This is a genomic window from Sphingomicrobium astaxanthinifaciens, assembly GCF_022865105.1.
GTDB lineage: Bacteria > Pseudomonadota > Alphaproteobacteria > Sphingomonadales > Sphingomonadaceae > Sphingomicrobium > Sphingomicrobium astaxanthinifaciens.
Window position 1 is genome coordinate 1 of sequence record NZ_JAKNYM010000001.1, and the last position, 21,354, is coordinate 21,354.

Genomic DNA, 21,354 nt, shown 5'->3' on the forward strand with positions numbered 1-21,354 from the left:
AATATCGAGTTCGGCAGCCGCAAGGAGGTCGATGCCGCCTTCATCGACATCGTCCAGGTCCAGGGCAACAAGCCCGCGTCAATGTGGATCAGCCTGATCGACGGATCTGATGGCGCCGTCACGACAGACAATCAAAGCCGTGACTTCGCCAACGGCCTCGGAGTGGGCGATAAGATAGATATAGCCAAGATCACGATTATCCGCGGCACGACCGAAATCAATGTCGCGCTGATCAAAGATGCCGAGGGCTATAGGGTCACCGGGGTCCAGCAGGGCGACCGGATTGAATTCGAGGCGGTCGACGGCAAAGTCTTCGATCAAGTCCTGGTCCTTGGGCGCACTGGCAAATTCGACATAGGCGCATTCGGCACGCTGGAGCCGCCTTTGATCCCCGACCTCGTCCTCGACTTTGCCGCCAAGGCGACCGATGGCGACCTCGACAGCGCGATCGCGAGCTGGTCGGTCGGGATCGACGGTACGGGCATCTTCGACGACGGCGTGGTCGCGGGCATCGCCGCCCCGCTCGTCGCGAGCAGTTCGAGCTCGATGCTGGCGAGCGAGCAGCCGCTCGCGCCCGAGATGCACATTCTCGGCGAGGACTGGGTCGACCAGGATCTCATTCTCGTCTGAACATGCCCCCGTTCAGGCGAGAGCCGGGGCGGCTACACCGAGTGACCCTCCTAGGGTGCCGCCCCGGCACGTCGTGCCCGGTCCATGGCGACCTTGGGCGAGCCGCCCCGCCCTCCCCCGAACGGGCTAGGTGATCGGCCCTAGGTGATATTGTCTAGGGCCGAGTGCTTAGGAGATCTCGGTGGCCCGCTCGGGGCGCTCGCGAGATTGATTTTTGTTAATATTTTGTTTACTCCAAACAGGCTCGGTGGCGTCTTTGGCCAGGTGCGCGGTAGGCATCCGGCGAGCGGTGGACGAAATGCCAGCAACAGGTCATGGCAACAGGAAAAGGGGGCCGACCGTGAATGCCTTCGCCGATCCGCAATATGAGCCCAACTGGCACCTCACCGATCGTGAGAGCCGGATCCTCGAACTGGTCGCCCTCGGCAAGTCGTCGAAGGAAGTGGCCAAGATCCTCGCCATCTCGCCCTCGACGGTCGATACCCATCTCGAGAACGCCAAGCTCAAGCTGTGCGCGCACAATCGTGCCAGCCTGATCGCCCGCGCGATCGCTGCCGGGCTCGTCAAGTTCGACGACCGCGGGGCGATCGTCGAGCACCCGGCCCCCGACGAACCGGGCGCGGAACAGGGTCATGCGTCTTGAGCGCCTTGCCGGCGCGCCGCTCGCGGCACCGGCGGGAGCGGGGCTGAGGGAAACCCTCCGGGCCGGGCGTCGCTACTGGCAATATGCAGCGCTGTTCAGTGCCGCCTTCAACCTGCTCTTCCTCGTCCCCATGCTCTACCTCCTCCAGGTCTATGACCGCGTGGTGCCGACCCGCGGCGCGCTGACGCTGGCCTTCCTCACGATCGTCCTCGTGCTGGCGCTCGGCACGATGGCGGTGCTCGATTACGCCCGCGGGCGGATCCTCGTGCGCGCCAGCGCCCGGCTCGACCGCGACCTCGCCGCGCCGCTTTTGCGCAGCGCGATCGAGACGCGCTCGGACCGCGACGGCGGGTCGCGGCGGTTGCTGCGCGAGTTCGACACGCTGCGGCAGGCGCTGAGCGGCCCGGCGATGCTGGCGCTGTTCGACGCGCCCTGGACCCCGCTCTACATCCTCGTATGCTTCCTCATCCATCCCGCCGTGGGCGCGCTCGCGACATTCGGCGCGCTGGTGCTGGTGCTACTGGCCTGGCGCAACGACCGGCGCACCCGCGCCCCGCTCGAGCGCGCCAATGCCGCCGCGGCCGCGACCTATGCCAGCCAGGACCAGTCGCTGCTCCAGCGCGGCACCGTGCGCGCGCTCGGCATGCGCGAGGCGATGGTCGATCGCCACCTCGAGGAACGCGTCGCGATGCTCGGCGAGCAATCGCGCGCGAGCATGGAGGGCAGCGGCACGACCGCCTTCGCCAAGTTCCTCCGCCTCCTCCTCCAGTCGCTCGCGCTCGGGCTTGGCGCCTGGCTCGCGATCAACGACCAGGTCACCCCGGGGGCGATCTTCGCCTCGATGTTTCTCGTCGGACGGGCGCTCATGCCGATCGACCGGCTGGTCGGCAGCTGGAAGCAGCTGGTGGCCGCGCGCGATGCCTATCACCTGATCGATCGCAGCCTCGTGGCGGCCGGCGCGCCGCTGGTCCACACCGCGCTGCCCGACCCGGTCGGGCGGCTCGCGCTCGAGAAGATCACCGTTTACGCCAGCGGCGGGGCCGAGGAGCGCCCCATCCTCGACAAGGTCGGGTTCAAGCTCGGCGCGGGCGAGGCGGTCGCGCTGATCGGGCCGAGCGGTGCGGGCAAGACGACCCTGCTCTCGGTGGTTGCGGGCGCGCTCGAACCCGACGAGGGCACGGTCCGCTTCGACGGGGCCGAACGCGCCGATTGGGACAGCGAGCAGCTGGCGCGCTTCATCGGCTTCATGCCCCAGCATCCCACGCTGTTCGCGGGCAGCGTGCGCGACAATATCGCCCGCTTCTCAAGCCGGCAGGGCGCGGCCGAGATCGATGCCAAGGTCGTCGCCGCGGCGCAGAAGGCGGGCGCGCACGAGCTGATCCTCGCGCTCCCCGGTGGCTATGACCATGCGCTCGGGCTGGGGGGCAGCGGGCTGTCGATGGGGCAGGCCCAGCGGATCGCGCTGGCGCGCGCGCTCTACGACGACCCGCGCTATCTCCTGCTCGACGAGCCCAACGCGCATCTCGATGCCGAGGGCGACCTGCAACTGATCGAGGCGCTCGACGCGGCCAAGTCGGCGGGCACCACGCTGCTCATCGCGGTGCATCGCCTGAGCGTGCTGCCGGTGGTCGACCGGATCATCCTCCTGCGCGCGGGCCGGGTCGAGCTCGACGGGCCGCAGGAAGAGGTGCTCGCGCGCATCGGCAAGCCCCGCGCGCGGGTCCAGCGGCACCCCGTCCGGGCGGAGGAAGTCGGATGAGCCACCCCGTCGTCCCCGCCGACAAGGGCAAGCTGCCGATCCCCGGCGGCGCGGTCGCCCCGCGCCCCGAGACCGACGACAATCCGCGCGGCGACATCCGCGTCGGCCTCATCGCGCTGCTCCTCTTCTTCGGGCTGTTCCTCGGCTGGGCCGCCTTCGCGCGGCTCGATGCCGCCGCCTATGCCACCGGCGAACTCGTCGTCTCGGGCCAGCGCAAGCCGGTCCAGCATCGCGACGGCGGGGTGGTCAGCGCGCTCTACGTCACCGAGGGCCAGGACGTGCGCAAGGGCGACATCCTCGTCCGCCTCAACGCCGCCGAAGTCGCCGCGACCGAGCGCTCGCTTACCGCGCAGGAAATCGGGCTGCTCGCCCAGCGCGCGCGGCTGGTCGCCGAACAGGCGGGCGCGAGCGACCTCGTCGCGCCCGCCGAATTCGCCCGGCTCGCGCCCGAGGACCGGCCGATCGCCGCTGCCGCGCTCCAGCTCCAGCGCGCGCAGCTGCGCACGCGCGCCTCGATGCTGGCGAGCACGCAGGCGGTGCTTGGCCAGCAGGCGGCGCAGGCGGTGCAGGAGGCCGAGGGCGCGCGGCGGCAGATGCAGGCGGCGAGCGAACAGCAGCGCCTGCTCGACGAGGAACTGGCCGCGCTCGCGCCCGTCGCCGAGAAGGGGTTCGTCTCGAAGAACCGGCTGCGCGCGCTCGAACGCGCCCGCGCCGACCTCGTCGGCCAAGGCGGTGCCTATGCCGCCAGCGCGGCGCGCTCGAGCGCGGCGGTGGCGCAGGGGCAGATGCAGGCGGCGCAGGCGCTGAGCGCGCATTACGACCGCGTCGCCGAGGAATTGCGCGACGTCGAGGCCGCGCTTCGCGATGTCCAGCCCAAGGCGCGCGCCGCGCGCGAACGGCTCGCCCGCACCGAGATCCGCGCCCCCGTCAGCGGCACCGTGGTCGGGCTCGCGCTCGCCGGCCCCAGCGAGGTCATCCAGCCGGGGCAGAAACTGATGGACGTGGTCCCGCGCGCCGCGCCGCTGGTGATCGAGGCGCAGGTCGATCCCGCCGATGCCGACGACCTGTCGGTCGGCCAGGACACGCAGGTGCGTTTCTCCGCGCTCCAGGACCGCACCCTCCCCGCGCTGCGCGGCGAGGTCACCAAGCTATCGGCCGACCGGCTCGAGGACGAGCGCAGCGGCGCCGCCTTCTTCCGCGCCGAGGTCACCGTCCCCGCCGACCAGATCGCGCTCATCCGCGAACGGCGCGGGGCCGATTTCGAGCTTCGCCCCGGCATGCCCGTCGAGGTGCTCGTGCCGCTGCGTAAGCGCACCGCGCTCGAATATTTCTTCGAGCCGCTGCAGGGCGCGTTCTGGAAGTCGTTCCGCGAGCATTGAGCCCGCTCAGTCCGCCTCGCCCCGCAGCCGGTCGAGAAACTCGGTCGCCCAATGGTGCACGTCATAGGCGTTGAGCGCGGAAAAGAGCGCCTGCCAGCGCTCCTTGCGCTCCTCCCAGCCCATCCGCAGCGCCTGGTCGAGTTTCTGCGCGATGTCGATCTGGCTGTGCGGGTTGATGATCAGCGCGCCCTCCTCCATCTGCGCGGCCGCGCCGGTGAAGCGCGAGAGCAGGAGCACGCCCGGATCGTCGGGGTCCTGCGCGGCGACATATTCCTTGGCGACGAGGTTCATCCCGTCGCGCAGGCTGGTCACCAGCCCGACATGCGCGGCGCGAAAGATGCCCGCCAGCTCGGTGCGGTCATAGCCCTTGTTGACGTAGCGGATCGGGACCCAGTCGACCCGCGCATGTTCGCCGTTGATCCGCCCCGAGAGCTTGTCGAGCTGGTCGCGGATCTCGGCATAGGCGGGCACCTCCCCGCGCGAGGGGGGCGCGATCTGGAGCAGCGAGACCTTGCTGTGCCATTCCTCGCGCTCGAGCAGCTTGCGATAGCCGTTGAAGCGCTCGATCAGCCCCTTCGAATAGTCGAGCCGGTCGACCCCGACGATGATCCGCCCGGTGACATTGTCGCGGGTGCGCGTGAAGCTCGCCCGCGCCTCGGGGCCGGTCGCCAGCTCGGCGAAGCCGGTGGCATCGATGCCGATCGGGAAGGTCGCGCAGCGCAGCGTCCTGTCGCCCACGGTGAGCCATTCGCCGTCGACCTTTCCGCCCAGCTCGCGCTCGCAATAATGCAGGAAGCTCTCGCGCCATTCGTCGGCCTGGAAACCGATCAGGTCATAGGCGAGCATGGTCCGCACCAGCCGGTCGTGAAAGGGCAGCGCGACCATCAGCCGATGCGGCGGCCACGGGGTATGGAGGAAGAAGCCGATCCGGTTGGCCACCCCCTCGGCGCGCAGGTCGGCGGCCATCGGCAGGAAATGGTAATCGTGGATCCAGACGAGATCGCCGGGGTCGATCATCGGCGCCAGCGTTTGCGCCATCTTCCGGTTGACCGCCTCGTAGCGCTTGCCGAATTCGCGGTCGAAATCGGCAAGGTCGATGCGATAGTGCAGCACCGGCCACAAGGTGCGGTTGGCATAGCCGTTGTAATATTCCTCGACGTCCCTTTCATCGAGGTCGACGGTGGCGGTGGCGACCCCGCCGTGGCGCCGATAGTCGACCGCCCCCGAAAAGGACGGCGCCGACTTGCCCGACCAGCCGAACCAGATCCCTCCCGAACGCTTGAGCGCCGAGGCAAGCGCGACCGCGAGCCCGCCCTGCGCGCCGTCATTCTCGCGCCCGCGGGGCACGTTGACGCGGTTCGAGACGACGATCAGCCGGCTCAACGCACGCTACTCCACGGGCGCGAGAGCAGCCCCGCACAGTTGATCAGCCCGACCAGCGAATAGGTCTGCGGATAATTGCCCCACAGCTCGCCCGTCTTGACGTCGGTGTCTTCGGACAGGAGGCAGGCCGGGGTGAGCCGCTCGAGGGTGGCCTCGAACAGGTCGCGCGCCTCGGCGTCGCGCCCGACCCGGTGGAGCGCCTCGATCAGCCAGAAGGTGCAGAAGTTGAAGGCGGTCTCGGGCAGCCCGAAATCGTCCTCGCTGGCATAGCGCAGCATCTGGTCGCCGTGCCGCAGCCCCTCCTCGACCGCCTCGAGGGTCGCGCGAAAGCGCGGGTCGTCGGCGGGCAGGAAGCGCATGTCGACCAGCTGGAGCAGGCTCGCATCGAGCTCGTCGCCGTCGAAGATGGCGGAAAACCGCCCCTTGTCCTCGTTCCACGCGCGCTCCTCGATGACCGCGCGAATCTGCCGCGCATGGTCGGTCCAGTAACGCTGGCGGTCGGAAAGGCCGAGCCGCTCGGCGATATTGGCGAGCCGGTCGCACGCCGCCCAGCACATCACGCTCGAATAGGTGTGCACCGAGGCGCGGGTGCGAAACTCCCACAGCCCGGCATCGGGGCGATCGAACTTCTCGACCGCCATCTCGCCGATCGCCTCGAGCTGGTGGAAGTCGTTCTCGTCGCCGCTGCGGAACAGGCGCTGGTCGAAGAAGGCCTGCGCGTTGGACAGCACGATCTGGCCATAGGCGTCGTGCTGGGCCTGCGTGAAGGCGGCATTGCCGATGCGCACCGGCCCCATGCCGCGATACCCCGCGAGCGCCTCGGCGATGCCCTCGTCGAGGCGCGAATTGCCCGCCACCCCGTAGAGCGGCTGGATCTCCTCCCCCTCGGCCCCGTCGACGAGGTCGCGCAAATAGTAGAGATAGCCCTCGAGCACGTCGAGCGCGCCGAGCCGGTTGAGCGCCTGCACCGTATAATAGGCATCACGGATCCAGCAGTAGCGATAGTCCCAGTTGCGCTGCGAGCCCGGGGCCTCGGGGATCGAGGTGGTCAGCGCGGCGACGATCGCCCCCGTTTCCTCGTGCTGGCACAGCTTGAGCGCGATGGCGCAGCGAATGACGATATCCTGCCAGTCGAGCGGGATGGCGAGCCCGCGCACCCAGCGCATCCAGTGCCGCTTGGTCTTGTCCATCATCCGCGCCACGGTGGGCCCGATCGCGCCCGAGAAGCTCTCGTCGGCGCCAAGGAAGAAGGCGAGGTCGCGCTCGACCCGGAAGGGGCGCCCGTCGAGCACGCGCCCGACCGGCGCGTCGGTCGACACCCGCAGCGGGGCGGGCGCGGTGAGATAGCGCACATGGTTCGACCCCCGCGTGCGGTCGGCATCCTCGGCACCCCAATGGGTCGCGGGGTTGAGCCGCACCGACAGCCGCGGCCCGCCCGTGACGGGCCGGACGATGCGCGCGAAGGCGACCGGGCGGTAGGGGCGTCCCGACTGCATGAAGCGCGGGCAGAAGTCGTAGACGTCGACCGCGCCCCCGTCGGCGTCGGTCAGCCGGGTGACGAGGATCGGGCTGTTGCCGTCGTAGCGAGGTTCGGCCGAGACCTGCTTTTCGAGCACGAACCGCCACTCGCCCCGCGGCATGCCGGGGCGCCCCTCCCCCTTGGGCTCGAGCAGGGAACAGAACAGCGGGTCGCCGTCGACCTGCGGCTGGCACCCCCAGACCATCCCCGCGGCATCGTCGACCAGCGCGCTGACTTGGCAATTGCCGATCGGCCAGAGGTTGAGATTATGCTGCCTCATCCGAGCCACTCCCATACCGCATCGACGTCGGCGAGGCGATGCCGCGCGCGGGTCGCGGCGCGCGCGCCGACGAGGATGCCCTGCCCGCCGAGCGCCTGCGCGGCGGCAAAGCCATGTTCGTCGGTCAGGTCGTCCCCGACCATCACCGGGGTGCCCGCCGAAAAGGGCGCGCGGCGCATCAGGCGGACCAGCGCATCGCCCTTGTCGCCGCCCGGGGCGCGCAACTCGGCGACCATGTCGCCCAGCTGGACATCGAGCGCATAGCGCTGCGCGAGCGCGCGCACCTCGAGCGCGGCGCGATCGCCGTGCTCGCGCCGGGTGCGCCAGTGCAGCGCCCCGCCGAAGGGCTTGCGCTCGAACAGGAGGTCCTGCGCCTCGGCAAAGGCCGCCAGCCGCGCGAGCGCTTCGTCGAGCGTGTCGGGTCGCGATGCCCAGCTTTCGCGTTGCCCGTCGATGCGCGCCTCCATCCCGTGCGACCCGACCAGCGTGATGCGCTCGTCGCCGATCCGCTCGGCCAGCCCGTCGAGCGCGCGCCCGCTCACGATCGCCAGCCGCCCCTCGAGCCGGTCGTGCACCGCGCGCAATCGCGCGCGCCGGTCCTTCTCGAGCCGGGTCGCCCGCGGATCGTCGGTGAACGCCGTGAGCGTGCCGTCGAAGTCGAGAAACAGGCTGGCGTTGTCCGGCAGGCGCTGCCCGGCGGTCGATGCGCTCGCGATGATCGGCTCCCCCGCTGTGATCGTTCGCCTGTCTCTACGCAGCACGCGCGAAGGCTGTTCCCGCCGCTTTTGACTGGAACCGGCCCCCCTGCCGGGGTAAAGGGCCACCCATGCTTCAGAAATCCAGCCCCAAGACGCTTGTTCCCTTCGACTGGGAAGACCCGTTTAACCTCGACGACCAGCTCTCCGACGAAGAGCGGATGGTGCGCGACAGCGCCCGGGCGTTCGCGCAGGAGCAATTGCTCCCGCATGTGCAGAAGGCCTTCAACGAGGAAGTGTTCGACCCCGAGATCATGCCCAAGATGGGCGAACTCGGGCTGCTCGGCGCCACCGTCGCCGAGGAATATGGCGGCGCCGGGCTCGGCTATGTCAGCTACGGCCTCATCGCCCGCGAGATCGAGCGCGTCGACAGCGGCTATCGCAGCGCCTGTTCGGTGCAGAGCTCGCTCGTGATGCACCCGATCAACGCCTACGGGTCGGAAGAGCAGAAGAAGAAATATCTGCCCGGGCTCGCCAAGGGCGAACTGGTCGGCTGCTTCGGGCTGACCGAACCCGATGCGGGCTCGGACCCCGGCGGCATGCGCACCACCGCTAGGAAGATCGACGGCGGCTACCGCCTCAACGGCGCCAAGATGTGGATCACCAATTCGCCCATCGCCGACGTCTTCGTCGTCTGGGCCAAGTCGGAGGCGCATGGCGGCAGGATCCGCGGCTTCATCCTCGAGAAGGGCATGAAGGGCCTCACCGCCCCGCAGGTGAAGGAAAAGCTCTCGCTTCGCGCCTCGATCACCGGCGAGATCGTGATGGACGATGTCGAGGTGCCCGAGGACAACCTCCTCCCCCATGTCGAGGGGCTCAAGGGGCCCTTCGGCTGCCTCAACGTGGCCCGCTACGGCATCAGCTGGGGCGCGATGGGCGCGGCCGAGGCCTGCTATGCCAGCGCGCGCAACTACCAGCTCGAACGCAAGCAGTTCGGGCGCCCGCTCGCGGCCAACCAGATCTCGCAGCTCAAGCTGGCCAACATGGTCACCGAGATCGGTCTCGGGCTCCAGGCGTCCTTGCGCGTCGGGCGCCTACTCGAAGAGGGCAAGCTCACCCCCGAGATGATTTCGATCGTCAAGCGCAACAATTGCGGCAAGGCGCTCGACATCGCCCGCACCGCGCGCGACATGCACGGCGGCAACGGCATTTCCTCCGAATATCCGGTGATGCGGCACATGCTCAACCTCGAGACGGTCAACACCTACGAGGGCACGCACGACGTCCACGCGCTGATCCTCGGTCGCGCGATCACCGGGATTTCGGCTTTCTAAAGCTTTGGTCGCTAGCTATCCTCCCTCCGGACCGTCCGGGGGGAGGATATTCATGACTACTGCCGTCATCGCCATTGTCGTTTTCGCGCTGCTGCTGTTCATCGGCATCGGCATCTACAACCGGCTCGTCCGGCTGCGCGCGCTGGTGCGCGAGGCTTTCTCGGGGATCAACGTCCAGCTGCGCCGCCGCGCCGACCTCATCCCCAACCTTGTCGAGACGGTGAAGGGCTATGCCACCCATGAGCGCGACACGCTCGAAGCGGTCATCGCCCAGCGCGGCAATGCGGTCGCGGCCCGGGGGGTCGAGGCGACCGCGGCGGCCGACGGCATCATGACCGGGCTGCTCGGCAAGCTGATGGCGGTGGTCGAGCAATATCCCGACCTCAAGGCCGACGTGAATTTCCAGAAGCTGCAGGACGAGCTGACCGCGACCGAGAACGAGCTCGAGGCGGCGCGGCGCTACTACAACGCCACCGCGCGCGACCTCAACACCCGCGTCCAGTCGGTGCCCGACAATCTGGTCGCGGGCCCCTTCGGCTTCACCACCGAGCCCTATTACGAGGACAAGGACCCGGCGATCCAGACGGCCCCGCAGGTCGATTTCGCGAGCTAGCGTCATGCGCTTTTGGGGGTTGCTCGCGGCGTTTTTCGCGCTGCTTGTCACCGCGAGCCCGTCCGCGGCGCGCGAGGTCATCCGCCATTTCCACGCCCATGCGGCGGTGCAGAAGGACGGCTCGGTGGTCATCACCGAAACGATCCGCGTGCGCGCCGAGCGGCGCGAGATCAAGCGCGGCATCTATCGCACCATCCCCACCCGTTATCGCGGCGATGCCGGGGAGACCTTCAACCTCGGCTTCGAATTCCTCGAGGCCACCCGCAACGGGCACACCGAGGAAAGCCGCGTCGAGCGGCAGGCCAATGGCGTCAACATCCGTCTCGGCAGCGCCGCCTCGCTGCTCGCGCGCGGCGAGCACACCTACCGCCTGCGCTACCGCCTCGCGCGCGGAGTGGCCCGCTTCGACACCTTCGACGAGCTCTACTGGAACGTCACCGGCAACGGCTGGGACTTCCCGATCGAACGCGCCAGCGCGACCATCCGCCTCCCCGAGGCGGGGGGCTTCACGCAGGTCGCTTCCTATTCGGGGCCGCAGGGCGAGCGCGGCGTTCCCGCGCGCATCGCGCGCCAGGACGCGCGCGAGATCCGCGTCGAGGCCGCGCGCCGCCTCGCCCCGCGCGAGGGGCTCACCGTCGCCGTCGGCTTCCCCAAGGGGGTGATCACGCCGCTGAGCGAGGCCGAGAAGCTCGAACGCAAGATCGCCGACCTCGCCCCGCCGATCGCGGGCCTGATCGGCTTCCTCGTCATCGCCGCTTATTATTATCACGCGTGGCGCACGGTCGGGCGCGATCCGCGCAGCGGCACCGTCGTCCCCCTCTTCGCCCCGCCCGACGACCTCTCCCCCGCCGCGATGCGCTACCTCACCCGGCAGCAGATGGATCATCGCGGGCTCACCGCCGCGCTCGTCGACAGCGCGATCAAGGGGCATGTCGAGCTGCGCGAGGACGGCGGCGGCTTCTTCACCGGCACGACCATGGAGATCGTGCGCCTGCCCGACACCCGGCAGCTCCGACCGCTCGACGCGGGCGAGCAGGCGATGCTGGGCGCCCTCGCCCTGCCCGGCGGCTCGGTCGAGATGAAGAACGAGAACCACGCGAGATTCCGCGCCGCGCGCAAGGCGCTCGAGCAACCCTACAAGGACCGCTACGAGGGGCAGGCCTTCCATCGCAACCTCGGCTGGGCCTTCGCCGGGCTGCTCTTCCTGCTCGCCGGGGTGTGGATCGCGGCGGCGGGGGTCGTGTGGGCCGAGGACCTGGCCTCACCCACCCAGCTCCTCCTCTCGGTCGCCGGCGTGAGCGTCGGCGCGCTCTTCTTCTTCGGGCGTCCCGAACAGGGCGAGCCCCTGCGCTGGCCGGTCATCACCATCGCGCTCATTGCCGGGCTCGCGGGTTTCCTCCTCGGCATCGCCTTCATCCCCGAGGCCTTCGCCAGCGGCAACATCGTCCCGCTCCTCCTGCCGCTGGTCGGCGGCGGGCTCCTCGCGCTCTCGGGCTTCTTCTGGATGGACGCGCCGACGCTCAAGGGACGCGCGCTGCTCGACCGGATCGCCGGGTTCAAGCAATATCTCGCGACCACCGAACAGCAGCGCTTCGACCGCCTGCAGCCGCCGCGCGAACAGCTCCGATTGTTCGAACGCTACCTCCCCCACGCCATCGCGCTGGGGGTGGAGAACCGCTGGGCGGCGCGCTTCGAAGGCGTGCTCGCCGCCGCCGCGCAGGCCCCCGCCGAGCGCGACAACCACGCCTTTGCCTGGTATTCGGGCGGCCGCAGCGCCTGGTCCAACCCGACCGGTTTCGCCACCGCGATCGGCGCCTCGATGACCTCGACCATCGCCTCGGCCTCTTCGCCCCCCGGCACCTCGAGCGGGTCGGGCGGCGGCGGCTTTTCGGGCGGCGGGATCGGCGGTGGCGGCGGCGGCGGCTGGTAGGCTCAGCCGCGCGGCGCGGGTCGGCGCCACACGTCGATCGGCTCCTCGCCGTACATCCTCGGCCCGAGGTTCTCGAACCCGAGCTTGGTGGCGAGCCTCTTGGACGGCGCGTTGCCCGCCTCGATGATCGCCCAGATCGGCACGCCATGCTCGGCATCGAGCCAGTCGAGCGCGGCGCGGCACGCCTCGTGCGCCAGCCCCTTGCCGCGCCCGTCCTTGCCGAAGATGTACCCCAGTTCGGGATCGGGCTCGAACCCGCCGTCGATCGCGCGCCAGCCATGGAAGATGCCGCACATGCCGATGACCGCGCCGTCGCCCTTGCGGGTCACCGCCCAGCCGCCGAAGCCCGAGATCTGCCAGCTGCCGATCGAGGCGAGCCAGCGGCGCCAGCCGTCCTCGCGCCCGATCCCGCTGCCGCCGACGTAGCGCATGGTCTCGTCATCGGCGATGATCGGATAATAAGCGTCCCAGTCGGCCGCCTGCCAGTGCCGCAGCACCAAGCGCTCGGTCTCCAGCGTGGGAGCCGAGCGCAAGGTCGATGGGGGCGCGCCCGCGTCCACGGGCGCCGCGCCTTACTTCTTCTTCGAGAGCGACAGGCCGCCGAAGCGCTTGTTGAAGCGTTCGACCTGCCCGCCCTGCGCCGCCTTGCGGCTGCCGCCGGTCCACGCCGGGTGCGTCTTGGGGTCGATGTCGAGGGCGAGCGTGTCGCCTTCCTTGCCCCAGGTCGAACGGGTCTGGAACTTGGTCCCGTCGGTCATTTCGACGGTGATCATGTGATAGTCGGGATGGGTATCGTTTTTCATTGTCTTTTCCGATTGTTGGGCCGGTTTCCGACCGGCCTTGGGAAAGGGTCGCGGCTGCCTAGCCAAAAGCGGCTTGCGGCGCAAGAAAAACCAGCCTAGCCCCGAAAACGGATCACCGAGGCTCCGCGACCGTAATGGCCGCGGCGAAGAGGGAAGCCGGCGAACATCCGGCGCTGTGCCCGCAACTGTGAGCGACCGCCACCTCGGTCGCCAAGCCAGATACCGGCCTCAACCGATCCATCGTCCGTCCCCCCTGCCGGGGTCAGCGGGAGGGCGCGAGCAAGGTCGTGGCGTATCTGCATGTCCGTCCTTTCCGTCGTGGCGAACCGACGAGAAGGAGACATGCATGCTGTTCCAGGACCTCCCCCCGCCCCCGCCCGAAGACGATCAGGCCTATGAAGAGGTCGCGCCGATCGACGATCGCGCGCCCGACGAGCACATCCTCGTCACCGCCGCGCGCACCCCGCGGCTGCGCACCCGCGCCAGCGACGCGGCGACCGTGATCGCCGCCGAGCGGATCGAGCGCGCCGCCCCCGCGCGCCTGCTGCCGCTGCTGCGCCGGGTCCCCGCCGCCGCGCTCGCCGAGGCCGGCCCCGCGGGCAGCCAGGCCCAGTTGCGGCTGCGCGGCGCCGAGGCCAACCACAGCCTGCTCTTCATCGACGGTATCAAGGCCAACGACCCCGCCGCCGCCAACGAGGCCCGCTTCGAACTGCTGTCCACCGGGCTTGCCGACAGCATCGAGGTGCTGCGCGGGCCGCAGTCCGCCCTGTGGGGCCCCGAGGCGCTCGGCGGCGTGGTCGCGCTGCGCAGCGCGCGCCCGTCGACCCGCGCGCCCGAATGGCGCCTCTTCACCGAGACCGGGCGCTACGGCTTCGGCCGGCTGGCCGCCGACCTCGCCAGCGGGGACGAGCGGGCCTCGCTCCGCCTCAGCGCGGGCGCGCAGCGCGCCGAGGGCTTCGACGCGCTCGGGGGCGATGGCGACAAGGACGGCTATTCGCTGCTCAACGGGCGCCTTGCCGCGCGGCTCGCGCTCGCCCCCGCCACCCATGTCGAGACCGCCGCGTTCGGCATCCTCGGCAAGAGCGAATTCGACGGGCTCGACCCCGCCACCTTCACCCGCGCCGACACGGCGGACGAGACCCGTCATCGCCTCGGCGCGGTCCGCCTCGGCCTCGTCCACGCCCCCGGCGACTGGCGCCTGCGGGCGGGCGGCAGCCTCCTCGCCTCGTCGAACCGCAACGCGCTGGACGCGGCGGAACGCAACCGCACCGCCGCCGAGCGCCTGTCGCTGGACGCGCAGGCGACCCGCCGGTGGGGCGGCGGCCCGCTGGTCCATCAGTTCACCGTCGCGATCGAGCATGAGACCGAGCGGTTCCGCGCCGATGACCGCGACTTTGGCGGCGCCACCCGCCAGTCGGCCGAACGCGATCGTTCGAGCCTCATCGCCGAGTGGCGCGGCGACCATGAAGTCTTCGCGCTCGACCTCGCGCTGCGCCGCGACCTGTTCGGCCAGTTCGCCGACACCAGCAGCCTGTCGGCGGGCGCGCTCGTGCGCCTCGATGACCGCTGGTCGCTGCGCGCCAACTACGGCGAAGGCATCGCCCAGCCCAATTTCTACGAGCTGTTCGGCTTCTTCCCCGAGAATTTTCGCGGCAACCCCGATCTCGCGCCCGAGCGCAGTCGCGGCGGCGATGTCGGCATCGCCTATGACGACGGCCGCTTCAGCGCGGCGTTGACGCTGTTCGAGCAGCGGCTCGAGGACGAGATCGTCAGCGTCTTCGACCCCGCGACCTTCACCACCGGCGCCGCCAACCGCGAGGGCGACAGCCGCCGCCGCGGGGCCGAGGTCGAAGGGCGCGCCCGCCTCTCGCCGGGGCTCGGGCTCGGCGCGAGCTATGCCTATGTCGATGCCGGCGAGGAGCTGGCCCCCGGCGGCCTCCTGTTGCGCGAGACGCGTCGCCCCGAACATCAGGCCGCAATCTGGCTCGACGGCGCCGCCGAGGGCTGGAGCTGGTCGGTCGCGCTCAACTACACGGGGGCGCGCGAGGACCTCGATTTCGACCGCTTCCCCGCCGCGCGCGTGCGGCTGGGGGACCATGTCCTCGCCGATGCCCGCCTCGCCCGCGCGATCGGGCGGGGGATCGAGGTCAGCGTGCGCGGTGCGAACCTCTTCGATACCGCCTATCAGGACGTGATCGGCTATGCGACCGCGGGAAGGAGCCTCTTTGTCGGCCTTGCCCTTTCTCGCTAGCGCCGCGCTCCGGGTCGCGAGCCTCGACCTGTGCGCCGACGAATATGCGTTGCTGCTCGCGCGCGAGGGGCAGCTCGTCAGTGTCAGCCACCTCGGCCGCGATGCACAGGAAAATGTCCTCGCGGCGCGCGCTGCCGATCTTCCCGGCAACGACGGGCGGATCGTCGATGTCGCGCGGCTCGAGCCCGAGCTGGTGCTCACCAGTCGGCCGGTCGGCAATGGCGCGCGCCGACTCGCCGAGCGCCTCGGCATCGAGATCGTCACCCTCCCCTATGCCGCCAGCCCGCGAGAGGTCCGCCGCACGGTCGCGCGGCTCGGCCGGCTGTTCGGCACGCCGACGCGCGCGCGCCACTGGCTCGACCGCTTCGATCGCCTCGCGCGCGCGCCGCGCCGCCCCGCGCAGCGCGCGCTCTTCATCGGTCCCGGCGGTACCGACCCCGGTACGCTCGCCTCGGGCTGGCTCGCGCTCGCGGGGGTCGACCCGATGACGATCGACACCGCGCGCGGCAGGGTCGAGGCGGTCGTCGAGGCGCGCCCCGAACTCATCCTCGAGAGCCGCTATCGCGAAGGCCAGTGGCACCGCGGCGGGCGCTGGCGCGAGCACCCGCTGGTGCGCCGGATCGACGCCCCCCGCCACCGCGTCGATGGCCGCCCCTTCATCTGCGGCGGCCCGCTGATGCTCGACGTCGTCGAGCGGCTCGGGCAGCGTGCGCGCCCATGATCCGCCTTGCTCCCTTCCTGCTGCTGTGGCTGATGGCGCTGCTCCACCTTTTGCTGCCGTTCGACCTGTTCGCGCTCGACGACGAGGTGGCGCGCGCCATCATGCTCGAGTTGCGCGCCCCGCGCACGCTGCTCGCGGTCGGCTATGGCGCCGCGCTCGGCATCACCGGCGCCGCGCTCCAGGCGGTGTTCGCCAACCCGCTCGCCTCCCCCGACATCACCGGCGCCGCTTCCGGCGGGGCGCTCGGCGCGGTCGCCACCGCGCATTTCTTCCTCCTCACCAGCCCGCTCGCGCTCGCCATCGGCGGCGCGGCGGGATCGGGGCTGGCGCTCGTCGGGCTGTTCGCCATCGCCGGGCGCGGCGCCGACCCCGCGCGGCTCCTGCTCGCGGGGCTGTCGATCGCGCTCGCCGCCGGGGCGGCGACCTCGCTGCTCCTCGCGCTCGCGCCCTCCCCCTTCGCCTTCTACGACCAGTGGCGCTGGCTGATGGGCAGCCTCGTCGACAGCGGCTGGCCCGACGCCGCCGCGGCGCTGGTTCCTGCCGGGATCGCGGGGCTGTTGCTGTGGCGGATGCGCCGCAGCTACGACCTCGCGGCGCTGGGCGAAGACGTCGCCGCCTCCTACGGGGTCGAGGCCCGCCCGCTTGCCCGCCGCACCATCCTGTTGTCGGCGATCGCCATCGGCGCGTGCGTCGCCGCGTGCGGCGCGATCGGCTTCGTCGGGCTGATCGCGCCGATCGCCGCGCGCGCGCTCAGCCGCGGCCACCCCGGGCGCGCGCTCCTGCCCGCCGCGATCCTCGGCGCCGCGCTGCTGCTCGCCGCCGACCTCGCGGTGCGCGCCGCGCCCGCGGGGCGCCCGATCCCGATCGGGGTGGTGACCGCGCTGATCGGGACCCCGCTGTTCATCCTCCTGCTGATGCGGATGCGGAGCGTGAGCGCATGACCCTCGACGCTCGTGCCCTCGCCTTCCCGCCCCGGCTCGCCCCTACCGACCTGCGGGTCGACCCGGGCGAACTGGTCGCGCTGATCGGGCCCAACGGCAGCGGCAAGACCAGCCTCCTGCGCGCGCTCGCGGGGATCGTCGGCACGCATGCGGCGCTGCGCGTGGACGGCGAGGCGATCGCGGCGGCCGCGCCGGCGCGGCGTGCCCGCCTGTTCGGGTTCCTGCCCGCCTCGCGGCTGATCCACTGGGCGATCCCGGTGCGCGACCTGCTCACCCTGAGCCCCGTCGCCCCCGATGCCGAGCGTCTCGAGGCGTTGATCGAGCGATTGTCGCTGGGCGACCTGCTCGACCGCGCCGCCAACCAGCTCTCGACCGGCGAGCGCGCGCGCGTGCTGTTTGCCCGCACGCTCGCCACCAGCCCGCGCTACCTGCTGCTCGACGAGCCGCTCGCCAACCTCGACCCCTTCTGGGTGCTGACCATGCGCGACATGCTGCGCGAAGAAGCCACCGCGGGTACCGGCGTGGTGGTCGCGCTCCACGACCTCCAGCTCCTCGGCGCCTTCGACCGCCTCGTGCTGATGCGCGAAGGGCGCGTCGTTGCCGACGCGCCCCGGTTCGAACTCGAGCATAGTGACGAGATCGCGCAACTGTTCGACCTGCGGCGCGAGCCCGACGGGACGATGGTCCTAGACTAGGCGTCCGCGGGCGGGTCGGCGATCATCGCGGTGAAGCTGGTCTGGCAGGTCACCTCGCCGTCGACCGAAGCCTTGCCCTCGAACTTGCAGATGTTGCGTCGCATCTGCACGATCTCGACCTCGAGCGTGAGCAGGCAGCCCGGCTCGACCGGCTTGCGGAACTTGGTGTCGCCGATCGCCATGAAATAGACGAGCTTGTTCGAGCCCGCGAGATCCATGCTCTCGACCGCGAGCACGCCCGCGGCCTGCGCGAGCGCCTCGACCTGGAGGACGCCGGGCATGATCGGGCGGCCGGGGAAATGCCCCTGAAAGAACTGCTCGTTCATGCTCACCGCCTTGATCGCGGTGATCGACTTGTCCTTCTCGATCCGCTTGACCCGGTCGACGAGCAGGAGCGGATAGCGATGCGGCAGCGCCGCCATCACCCGGCGGATGTCGAGCGGGCCGATGACGGCGCTGCTGTGGCTATCCCCCATGTGACTTAGCGGGTCTGCTGCGGGGTGGTCTGCGCGGCGGGCTGCTGCGGCGCCGGCGCGTTGACGTTGACCTGCGTCAGCGTGCGGTTGACCTCGGCGAGCACGTCGCCGGTGAGGTCGACCGCGGGCTGGTGCGCGAGGGTCGATTCGACCGGCAAGATGATGTGCACGCCGCGCCGCGCGACGACCTGCTGATAGGCGGGTTCGATCGCCGCACCGATCTGCTGGAGGATGTAGTTGCGATTGCGCGCGACCACCGCCTGGCGCTGCTGGAGTTCCTGCGCGGCGGCCTGCTGCTGCTGCTGAAAGGCCGTGGCGCGCTGCTGGAGGTCGGCCGAGGGCTGGGCATCGCCGAGCGCCTCGATTTCGGCCTGCAGCGCCTGCCCGGTCGCCTGCAGCGGCTGCCGCAGCTGGGCTTCGCGCGCGCGCACCGCCTGAGCCTGCTGCTCGAGCGCCTGCAGCGCGGTGGCGCAGGCAGTGCAGGTGGTGGCGACGCGGTTGACGTCGACGACGCCGATCTTGGCGTCGGGGAGCGCCTGCGCCGAAGCGGCGGCGGCGGGCAGGACGGTCGCGGCGGCAAGGCCGGCGGCGGCAAGAAGATGCTTCATCAGAATTGGGTTCCTACGTTGAATGAAAAGAGGCGGGTATCATCGCCTTCCTGCTTGATCAGCGCGTGCGCCAGGTCGAGGCGCAGCGGACCGAAGGGCGAGACCCAGTTGGCCCCGATCCCGACCGTGAGGCGCGGGTTCGGGCTGTTGCCGACGAACGTCTCCTGGTAGCCCGGCGTCTGCGAATAGCCCGGCGCGATGTCGCCGCACGAGGTGATGGGGCTGCCATCGGGGAGCGTATCGCCCGGCTCGACGCGACGGAATTCGGGTCCGTCGGCGGTCGCGGGGGTACAGAAGAAGAGGAAGTCGTCGACGTCGGGCGCGGTCAGGTCCCAGACCGAACCGATGTCCACGAAGGCCGAGGGCCGCACGCCGAAGTTGCGCAGCGCTGCCGACGTCGGGAACTCGAGTTCGAGGCGACCGAAATAATAGGCCTTGCCGCCGAGCGCGTTGGAGGTGCGCGTCGCATCTTCCGACAACACCCCGTCGTTGTCGTAATTGCGCCGCAGCACGCGCGGGCCGATGCCGCGGATATCGAAGCCGCGGAACGAGGGGCCGAAGAAGCGGTCCGAGATGCGGATCGGATCGCGGAAGGCGATCTCGTCGTCCTCGAGCGGGTAGACGTAGCCGCCCTGCGCGTTGACCGAGAGCACGAAATCGGCGGGCATGCGGAAATAGCGCGTCACGTCGCCGATCGTGCGCAGATATTTGACGTCCCCGCCCAGCCCCGCGAAATCCTGCCGCAGGCTGGCGCGGATGCCGCGCGTGGCGCGCAGCCCGTTGGTGTTGTTGAACGCCAGCGTATAGCCGAGCGAGGAGGTCAGCCGCTCGCCCAGCTCGTTGCACAGGTACGTCCCCGCCTTGACCGGATCGCACTCGTCGTCGTCGAGCGACCCGCTGTTGTCGAAGTCGGTGTAGAAGGTGCCGCGATCGAGCGTGATGTCGTCGAGCACGAGGTTGTATCGCAGCCCCGCCGACAGGAATTCGGTCACCGGGAAGCCGAGCCGCAGCCCGCCGCCGGTCGACAGCTGGCTGTAGGTCGAGCGGCGGTCGCTGCCGACGAAGTTGAAGCTGTTGAAGTCGCGGCGATAGAGGTCGGCGCCGAGCAGGATCGGGCGCCCGAGGAAGAAGGGCTCGGTGAAGCCGAACTGGACGCTGCGCGAATAGCGCGACCAGTTGACCCCGGCGAGCAGCGTCTGCCCCTTGCCCATGAAGTTGTTCTGGCTGATCTGCGCCGACAGGAGGAAGCGCTCGAGGCTCGAGAAGCCCGCCGAGAAGGTCAACTGGCCGGTCGGGCGTTCCTCGACGTCGAGGGTCAGCGCAACGCGGTCGTCACCGACCGGCACCTGCTTGATCTCGAGTTCCTCGTTGAAATAGCCGAGGCTGCGGATGCGGTCTTCCGAACGGCGCAGCAGCGTGGCGTTGAAGGCATCGCCCTCGAACAGCCGGAACTCGCGGCGGATGACATTGTCACGCGTCACCGTGTTGCCGTTGATGTCGACCCGGTCGATGTAGACCCGCTGCGCCTCGTTGGTGCGGAAGGTGATGTCCATCGTCAGGTCGTCGGGGTTGCGCGAGATCGCGGGGCTGATGTCGGCGAAGGCATAGCCGACGAGGCCCGCCGCCTCGTTGAGCGCGGTGACCGTATCCTCGACCTTCTTGGCATCGAACCAGTCGCCGGATTCGATATTGATGAAGGCCTGCATCGTCTCTTCGTTGAAGTCGCGCAGCGCGCTGTCGGCCTCGACCACCCCGAACTTGTAGCGCGGGCCTTCCTCGATCACGTAGGTGATGACGAAGTCCTCGCGATCGGGGGTCAGCTCGGCCAGCGCGCTGACCACGCGGAAATCGGCATAGCCCTCGGTCAGGTAGAACAGGCGCAGCATCTGCTGGTCGGCCCCGAGGCGATCGGGGTCGTAGCTGGTGTTCGACTTGAGGAAGCCGAGGATGCCGCCGGTTTCACGGCTGTACATCTGCTTGATCAGCTTGCCGTCGGAAAACTGCTCGTTGCCGATGATGTTGATCGAGCGGATCTTGGACTTGGGCCCCTCGCTGATCTCGAAGATCAGGTCGACGCGGTTCTGGTCGAGTTCGACGATCTTGGGCTCGACCACCGCGGCGAAGCGGCCCTCGCGCTTGTACAGTTCGATGATGCGGTCGACGTCGGCGCGCACCTTCGAGCGGGTGTAGATGCGGCGCGGGGCGAGCCGGATCTCGGGCGCGATCTTGTCGTCCTTGAGGCGCTTGTTGCCCTCGAGCACGATGCGGTTGATGATCGGGTTTTCTTTGACCGCGATGACGATGTTGCCGGTGTCGGCGCCGGTGATCACCACGTCTGCGAACAGCTCGGTCTCGTAGAGCGCGCGCAGCGCCTGGTCGAGCGTGGCGGCGGTATAGGTCTGCCCCGGGGTCAACGTGGAATAGGCAAGCACGGTCTCGCGTTCGATGCGCTCGGCACCGGTGACCTGGAGCGAGCGGATCATGCCCTCGCGGACCGGCTGCGCGGGCGCGGTGGCGGCGGTCGGCTCGGCCGCGTCCTGCGCCGCCGCAAGCGCCGGCATCGCCATCCCCGACAAACAGGTTCCGACCAGCAATGCGGCCCCGTGGCGTTTCGCCATCATGCTTTTCACTTTCACGCGTCCCCGCCCTTTTTCAACGATTTAGCGACCTTGGCTGTCGCCTCCATGAACCATG

19 protein-coding genes and 1 riboswitch are annotated in these 21,354 nt (G+C 69.9%); of the genes, 11 read left to right on the forward strand and 8 right to left on the reverse strand.

Going from position 1 to position 21,354, the window contains the following annotated elements; translation table 11 throughout:
- The 4 genes from L8951_RS00005 to L8951_RS00020 all read left to right on the forward strand — a co-directional run.
- Window positions 1-630: hypothetical protein (locus L8951_RS00005; RefSeq protein WP_244380922.1), on the forward strand; the 630-nt coding region annotated here is incomplete at its 5' end.
- Between the two features lie 340 nt (window positions 631-970).
- The gene (locus tag L8951_RS00010; RefSeq protein ID WP_244380923.1) at window positions 971-1,273 is read left to right on the forward strand and encodes a response regulator transcription factor; all 303 of its coding nucleotides are present in this window, start codon (window positions 971-973) and stop codon (window positions 1,271-1,273) included.
- Window positions 1,263-3,032, forward strand: coding sequence for a type I secretion system permease/ATPase (locus tag L8951_RS00015; RefSeq protein ID WP_244380924.1), 1,770 nt, complete (start codon window positions 1,263-1,265; stop codon window positions 3,030-3,032). Before L8951_RS00010 ends, L8951_RS00015 begins: the two co-directional genes overlap by 11 nt.
- On the forward strand, window positions 3,029-4,411 hold the full coding sequence (locus tag L8951_RS00020) for an HlyD family type I secretion periplasmic adaptor subunit (RefSeq protein WP_244380925.1): 1,383 nt from the start codon (window positions 3,029-3,031) through the stop codon (window positions 4,409-4,411). Before L8951_RS00015 ends, L8951_RS00020 begins: the two co-directional genes overlap by 4 nt.
- 6 nt (window positions 4,412-4,417) lie before the next feature.
- Here the strand turns inward: L8951_RS00020 and L8951_RS00025 are convergent, their stop codons facing one another.
- The 3 genes from L8951_RS00025 to otsB are packed head-to-tail and all read right to left on the reverse strand — an operon-like array spanning window position 4,418 to window position 8,354.
- The gene (locus L8951_RS00025) at window positions 4,418-5,794 is read right to left on the reverse strand and encodes an alpha,alpha-trehalose-phosphate synthase (UDP-forming) (protein ID WP_244380926.1); all 1,377 of its coding nucleotides are present in this window, start codon (window positions 5,792-5,794) and stop codon (window positions 4,418-4,420) included.
- Window positions 5,791-7,593: a glycoside hydrolase family 15 protein gene (locus tag L8951_RS00030; RefSeq protein ID WP_244380927.1), complete on the reverse strand. Its 1,803-nt coding sequence runs from the start codon at window positions 7,591-7,593 to the stop codon at window positions 5,791-5,793. The genes L8951_RS00025 and L8951_RS00030 overlap by 4 nt, the downstream gene beginning before the upstream one ends.
- The gene (gene otsB / locus L8951_RS00035) at window positions 7,590-8,354 is read right to left on the reverse strand and encodes a trehalose-phosphatase (protein ID WP_244380928.1); all 765 of its coding nucleotides are present in this window, start codon (window positions 8,352-8,354) and stop codon (window positions 7,590-7,592) included. Before otsB ends, L8951_RS00030 begins: the two co-directional genes overlap by 4 nt.
- A 65-nt stretch (window positions 8,355-8,419) precedes the next feature.
- Between otsB and L8951_RS00040 the strand changes: the two genes are divergently transcribed.
- From L8951_RS00040 to L8951_RS00050, 3 genes are read left to right on the forward strand one after another with little or no spacing between them, the layout of a single operon-like run.
- Window positions 8,420-9,622: an acyl-CoA dehydrogenase gene (locus L8951_RS00040; protein WP_244380929.1), complete on the forward strand. Its 1,203-nt coding sequence runs from the start codon at window positions 8,420-8,422 to the stop codon at window positions 9,620-9,622.
- 52 nt (window positions 9,623-9,674) lie between these two features.
- The gene (locus tag L8951_RS00045; RefSeq protein WP_244380930.1) at window positions 9,675-10,235 is read left to right on the forward strand and encodes a LemA family protein; all 561 of its coding nucleotides are present in this window, start codon (window positions 9,675-9,677) and stop codon (window positions 10,233-10,235) included.
- A 4-nt stretch (window positions 10,236-10,239) separates the two neighbouring features.
- Window positions 10,240-12,165 carry a DUF2207 domain-containing protein gene (locus L8951_RS00050; protein ID WP_244380931.1) on the forward strand — a complete coding sequence of 642 codons (1,926 nt, stop codon included), beginning with the start codon at window positions 10,240-10,242 and terminating at the stop codon, window positions 12,163-12,165.
- A gap of 2 nt (window positions 12,166-12,167) precedes the next feature.
- Here the strand turns inward: L8951_RS00050 and L8951_RS00055 are convergent, their stop codons facing one another.
- Both L8951_RS00055 and rpmE read right to left on the reverse strand, forming a co-directional pair.
- Window positions 12,168-12,725 (reverse strand): GNAT family N-acetyltransferase, encoded by a 558-nt coding sequence (locus L8951_RS00055; RefSeq protein ID WP_244380932.1) that lies wholly within the window; start codon window positions 12,723-12,725, stop codon window positions 12,168-12,170.
- Between the two features lie 12 nt (window positions 12,726-12,737).
- A complete protein-coding gene (gene rpmE / locus L8951_RS00060; protein WP_244380933.1) occupies window positions 12,738-12,968 on the reverse strand; it encodes a 50S ribosomal protein L31 in 231 nt (76 codons plus the stop codon).
- Between the two features lie 102 nt (window positions 12,969-13,070).
- A riboswitch (cobalamin riboswitch) is annotated at window positions 13,071-13,213 on the forward strand.
- Between the two features lie 101 nt (window positions 13,214-13,314).
- Between rpmE and L8951_RS00065 the strand changes: the two genes are divergently transcribed.
- From L8951_RS00065 to L8951_RS00080, 4 genes are read left to right on the forward strand one after another with little or no spacing between them, the layout of a single operon-like run.
- Window positions 13,315-15,219 (forward strand): TonB-dependent receptor, encoded by a 1,905-nt coding sequence (locus L8951_RS00065; RefSeq protein WP_244380934.1) that lies wholly within the window; start codon window positions 13,315-13,317, stop codon window positions 15,217-15,219.
- Complete coding sequence (locus L8951_RS00070) at window positions 15,203-15,940, forward strand: ABC transporter substrate-binding protein (protein WP_244380935.1); 738 nt, start codon at window positions 15,203-15,205, stop codon at window positions 15,938-15,940. The genes L8951_RS00065 and L8951_RS00070 overlap by 17 nt, the downstream gene beginning before the upstream one ends.
- Complete coding sequence (locus L8951_RS00075) at window positions 15,937-16,881, forward strand: FecCD family ABC transporter permease (RefSeq protein ID WP_244380936.1); 945 nt, start codon at window positions 15,937-15,939, stop codon at window positions 16,879-16,881. The genes L8951_RS00070 and L8951_RS00075 overlap by 4 nt, the downstream gene beginning before the upstream one ends.
- Window positions 16,878-17,576 (forward strand): ATP-binding cassette domain-containing protein, encoded by a 699-nt coding sequence (locus L8951_RS00080; protein ID WP_244380937.1) that lies wholly within the window; start codon window positions 16,878-16,880, stop codon window positions 17,574-17,576. Before L8951_RS00075 ends, L8951_RS00080 begins: the two co-directional genes overlap by 4 nt.
- On the opposite strand, the gene fabZ is transcribed toward L8951_RS00080, so the two are convergent.
- From fabZ to bamA, 3 genes are read right to left on the reverse strand one after another with little or no spacing between them, the layout of a single operon-like run.
- The gene (gene fabZ, locus L8951_RS00085) at window positions 17,573-18,052 is read right to left on the reverse strand and encodes a 3-hydroxyacyl-ACP dehydratase FabZ (protein WP_244380938.1); all 480 of its coding nucleotides are present in this window, start codon (window positions 18,050-18,052) and stop codon (window positions 17,573-17,575) included. The genes L8951_RS00080 and fabZ overlap by 4 nt on opposite strands.
- A gap of 5 nt (window positions 18,053-18,057) precedes the next feature.
- A complete protein-coding gene (locus L8951_RS00090) occupies window positions 18,058-18,660 on the reverse strand; it encodes an OmpH family outer membrane protein (RefSeq protein ID WP_244380939.1) in 603 nt (200 codons plus the stop codon).
- A complete protein-coding gene (bamA, locus tag L8951_RS00095) occupies window positions 18,660-21,281 on the reverse strand; it encodes an outer membrane protein assembly factor BamA (RefSeq protein ID WP_244380940.1) in 2,622 nt (873 codons plus the stop codon). The genes L8951_RS00090 and bamA overlap by 1 nt, the downstream gene beginning before the upstream one ends.
- Window positions 21,282-21,354: the final 73 nt, after the last annotated feature.

Excerpts from the sequence above, each read along its gene's own strand:
- L8951_RS00080 (WP_244380937.1), top strand. The coding sequence starts at position 16,878 with ATGACCCTCGACGCTCGTGCCCTCGCCTTCCCGCCCCGGCTCGCCCCT.
- L8951_RS00030 (WP_244380927.1), bottom strand. The coding sequence starts at position 7,593 with ATGAGGCAGCATAATCTCAACCTCTGGCCGATCGGCAATTGCCAAGTC.
- L8951_RS00040 (WP_244380929.1), top strand. The coding sequence starts at position 8,420 with ATGCTTCAGAAATCCAGCCCCAAGACGCTTGTTCCCTTCGACTGGGAA.
- L8951_RS00050 (WP_244380931.1), top strand. The coding sequence starts at position 10,240 with ATGCGCTTTTGGGGGTTGCTCGCGGCGTTTTTCGCGCTGCTTGTCACC.
- L8951_RS00065 (WP_244380934.1), top strand. The coding sequence starts at position 13,315 with ATGCTGTTCCAGGACCTCCCCCCGCCCCCGCCCGAAGACGATCAGGCC.
- L8951_RS00045 (WP_244380930.1), top strand. The coding sequence starts at position 9,675 with ATGACTACTGCCGTCATCGCCATTGTCGTTTTCGCGCTGCTGCTGTTC.
- L8951_RS00090 (WP_244380939.1), bottom strand. The coding sequence starts at position 18,660 with ATGAAGCATCTTCTTGCCGCCGCCGGCCTTGCCGCCGCGACCGTCCTG.
- fabZ (WP_244380938.1), bottom strand. The coding sequence starts at position 18,052 with ATGGGGGATAGCCACAGCAGCGCCGTCATCGGCCCGCTCGACATCCGC.
- L8951_RS00015 (WP_244380924.1), top strand. The coding sequence starts at position 1,263 with ATGCGTCTTGAGCGCCTTGCCGGCGCGCCGCTCGCGGCACCGGCGGGA.
- L8951_RS00075 (WP_244380936.1), top strand. The coding sequence starts at position 15,937 with ATGATCCGCCTTGCTCCCTTCCTGCTGCTGTGGCTGATGGCGCTGCTC.
- bamA (WP_244380940.1), bottom strand. The coding sequence starts at position 21,281 with ATGATGGCGAAACGCCACGGGGCCGCATTGCTGGTCGGAACCTGTTTG.
- L8951_RS00020 (WP_244380925.1), top strand. The coding sequence starts at position 3,029 with ATGAGCCACCCCGTCGTCCCCGCCGACAAGGGCAAGCTGCCGATCCCC.
- rpmE (WP_244380933.1), bottom strand. The coding sequence starts at position 12,968 with ATGAAAAACGATACCCATCCCGACTATCACATGATCACCGTCGAAATG.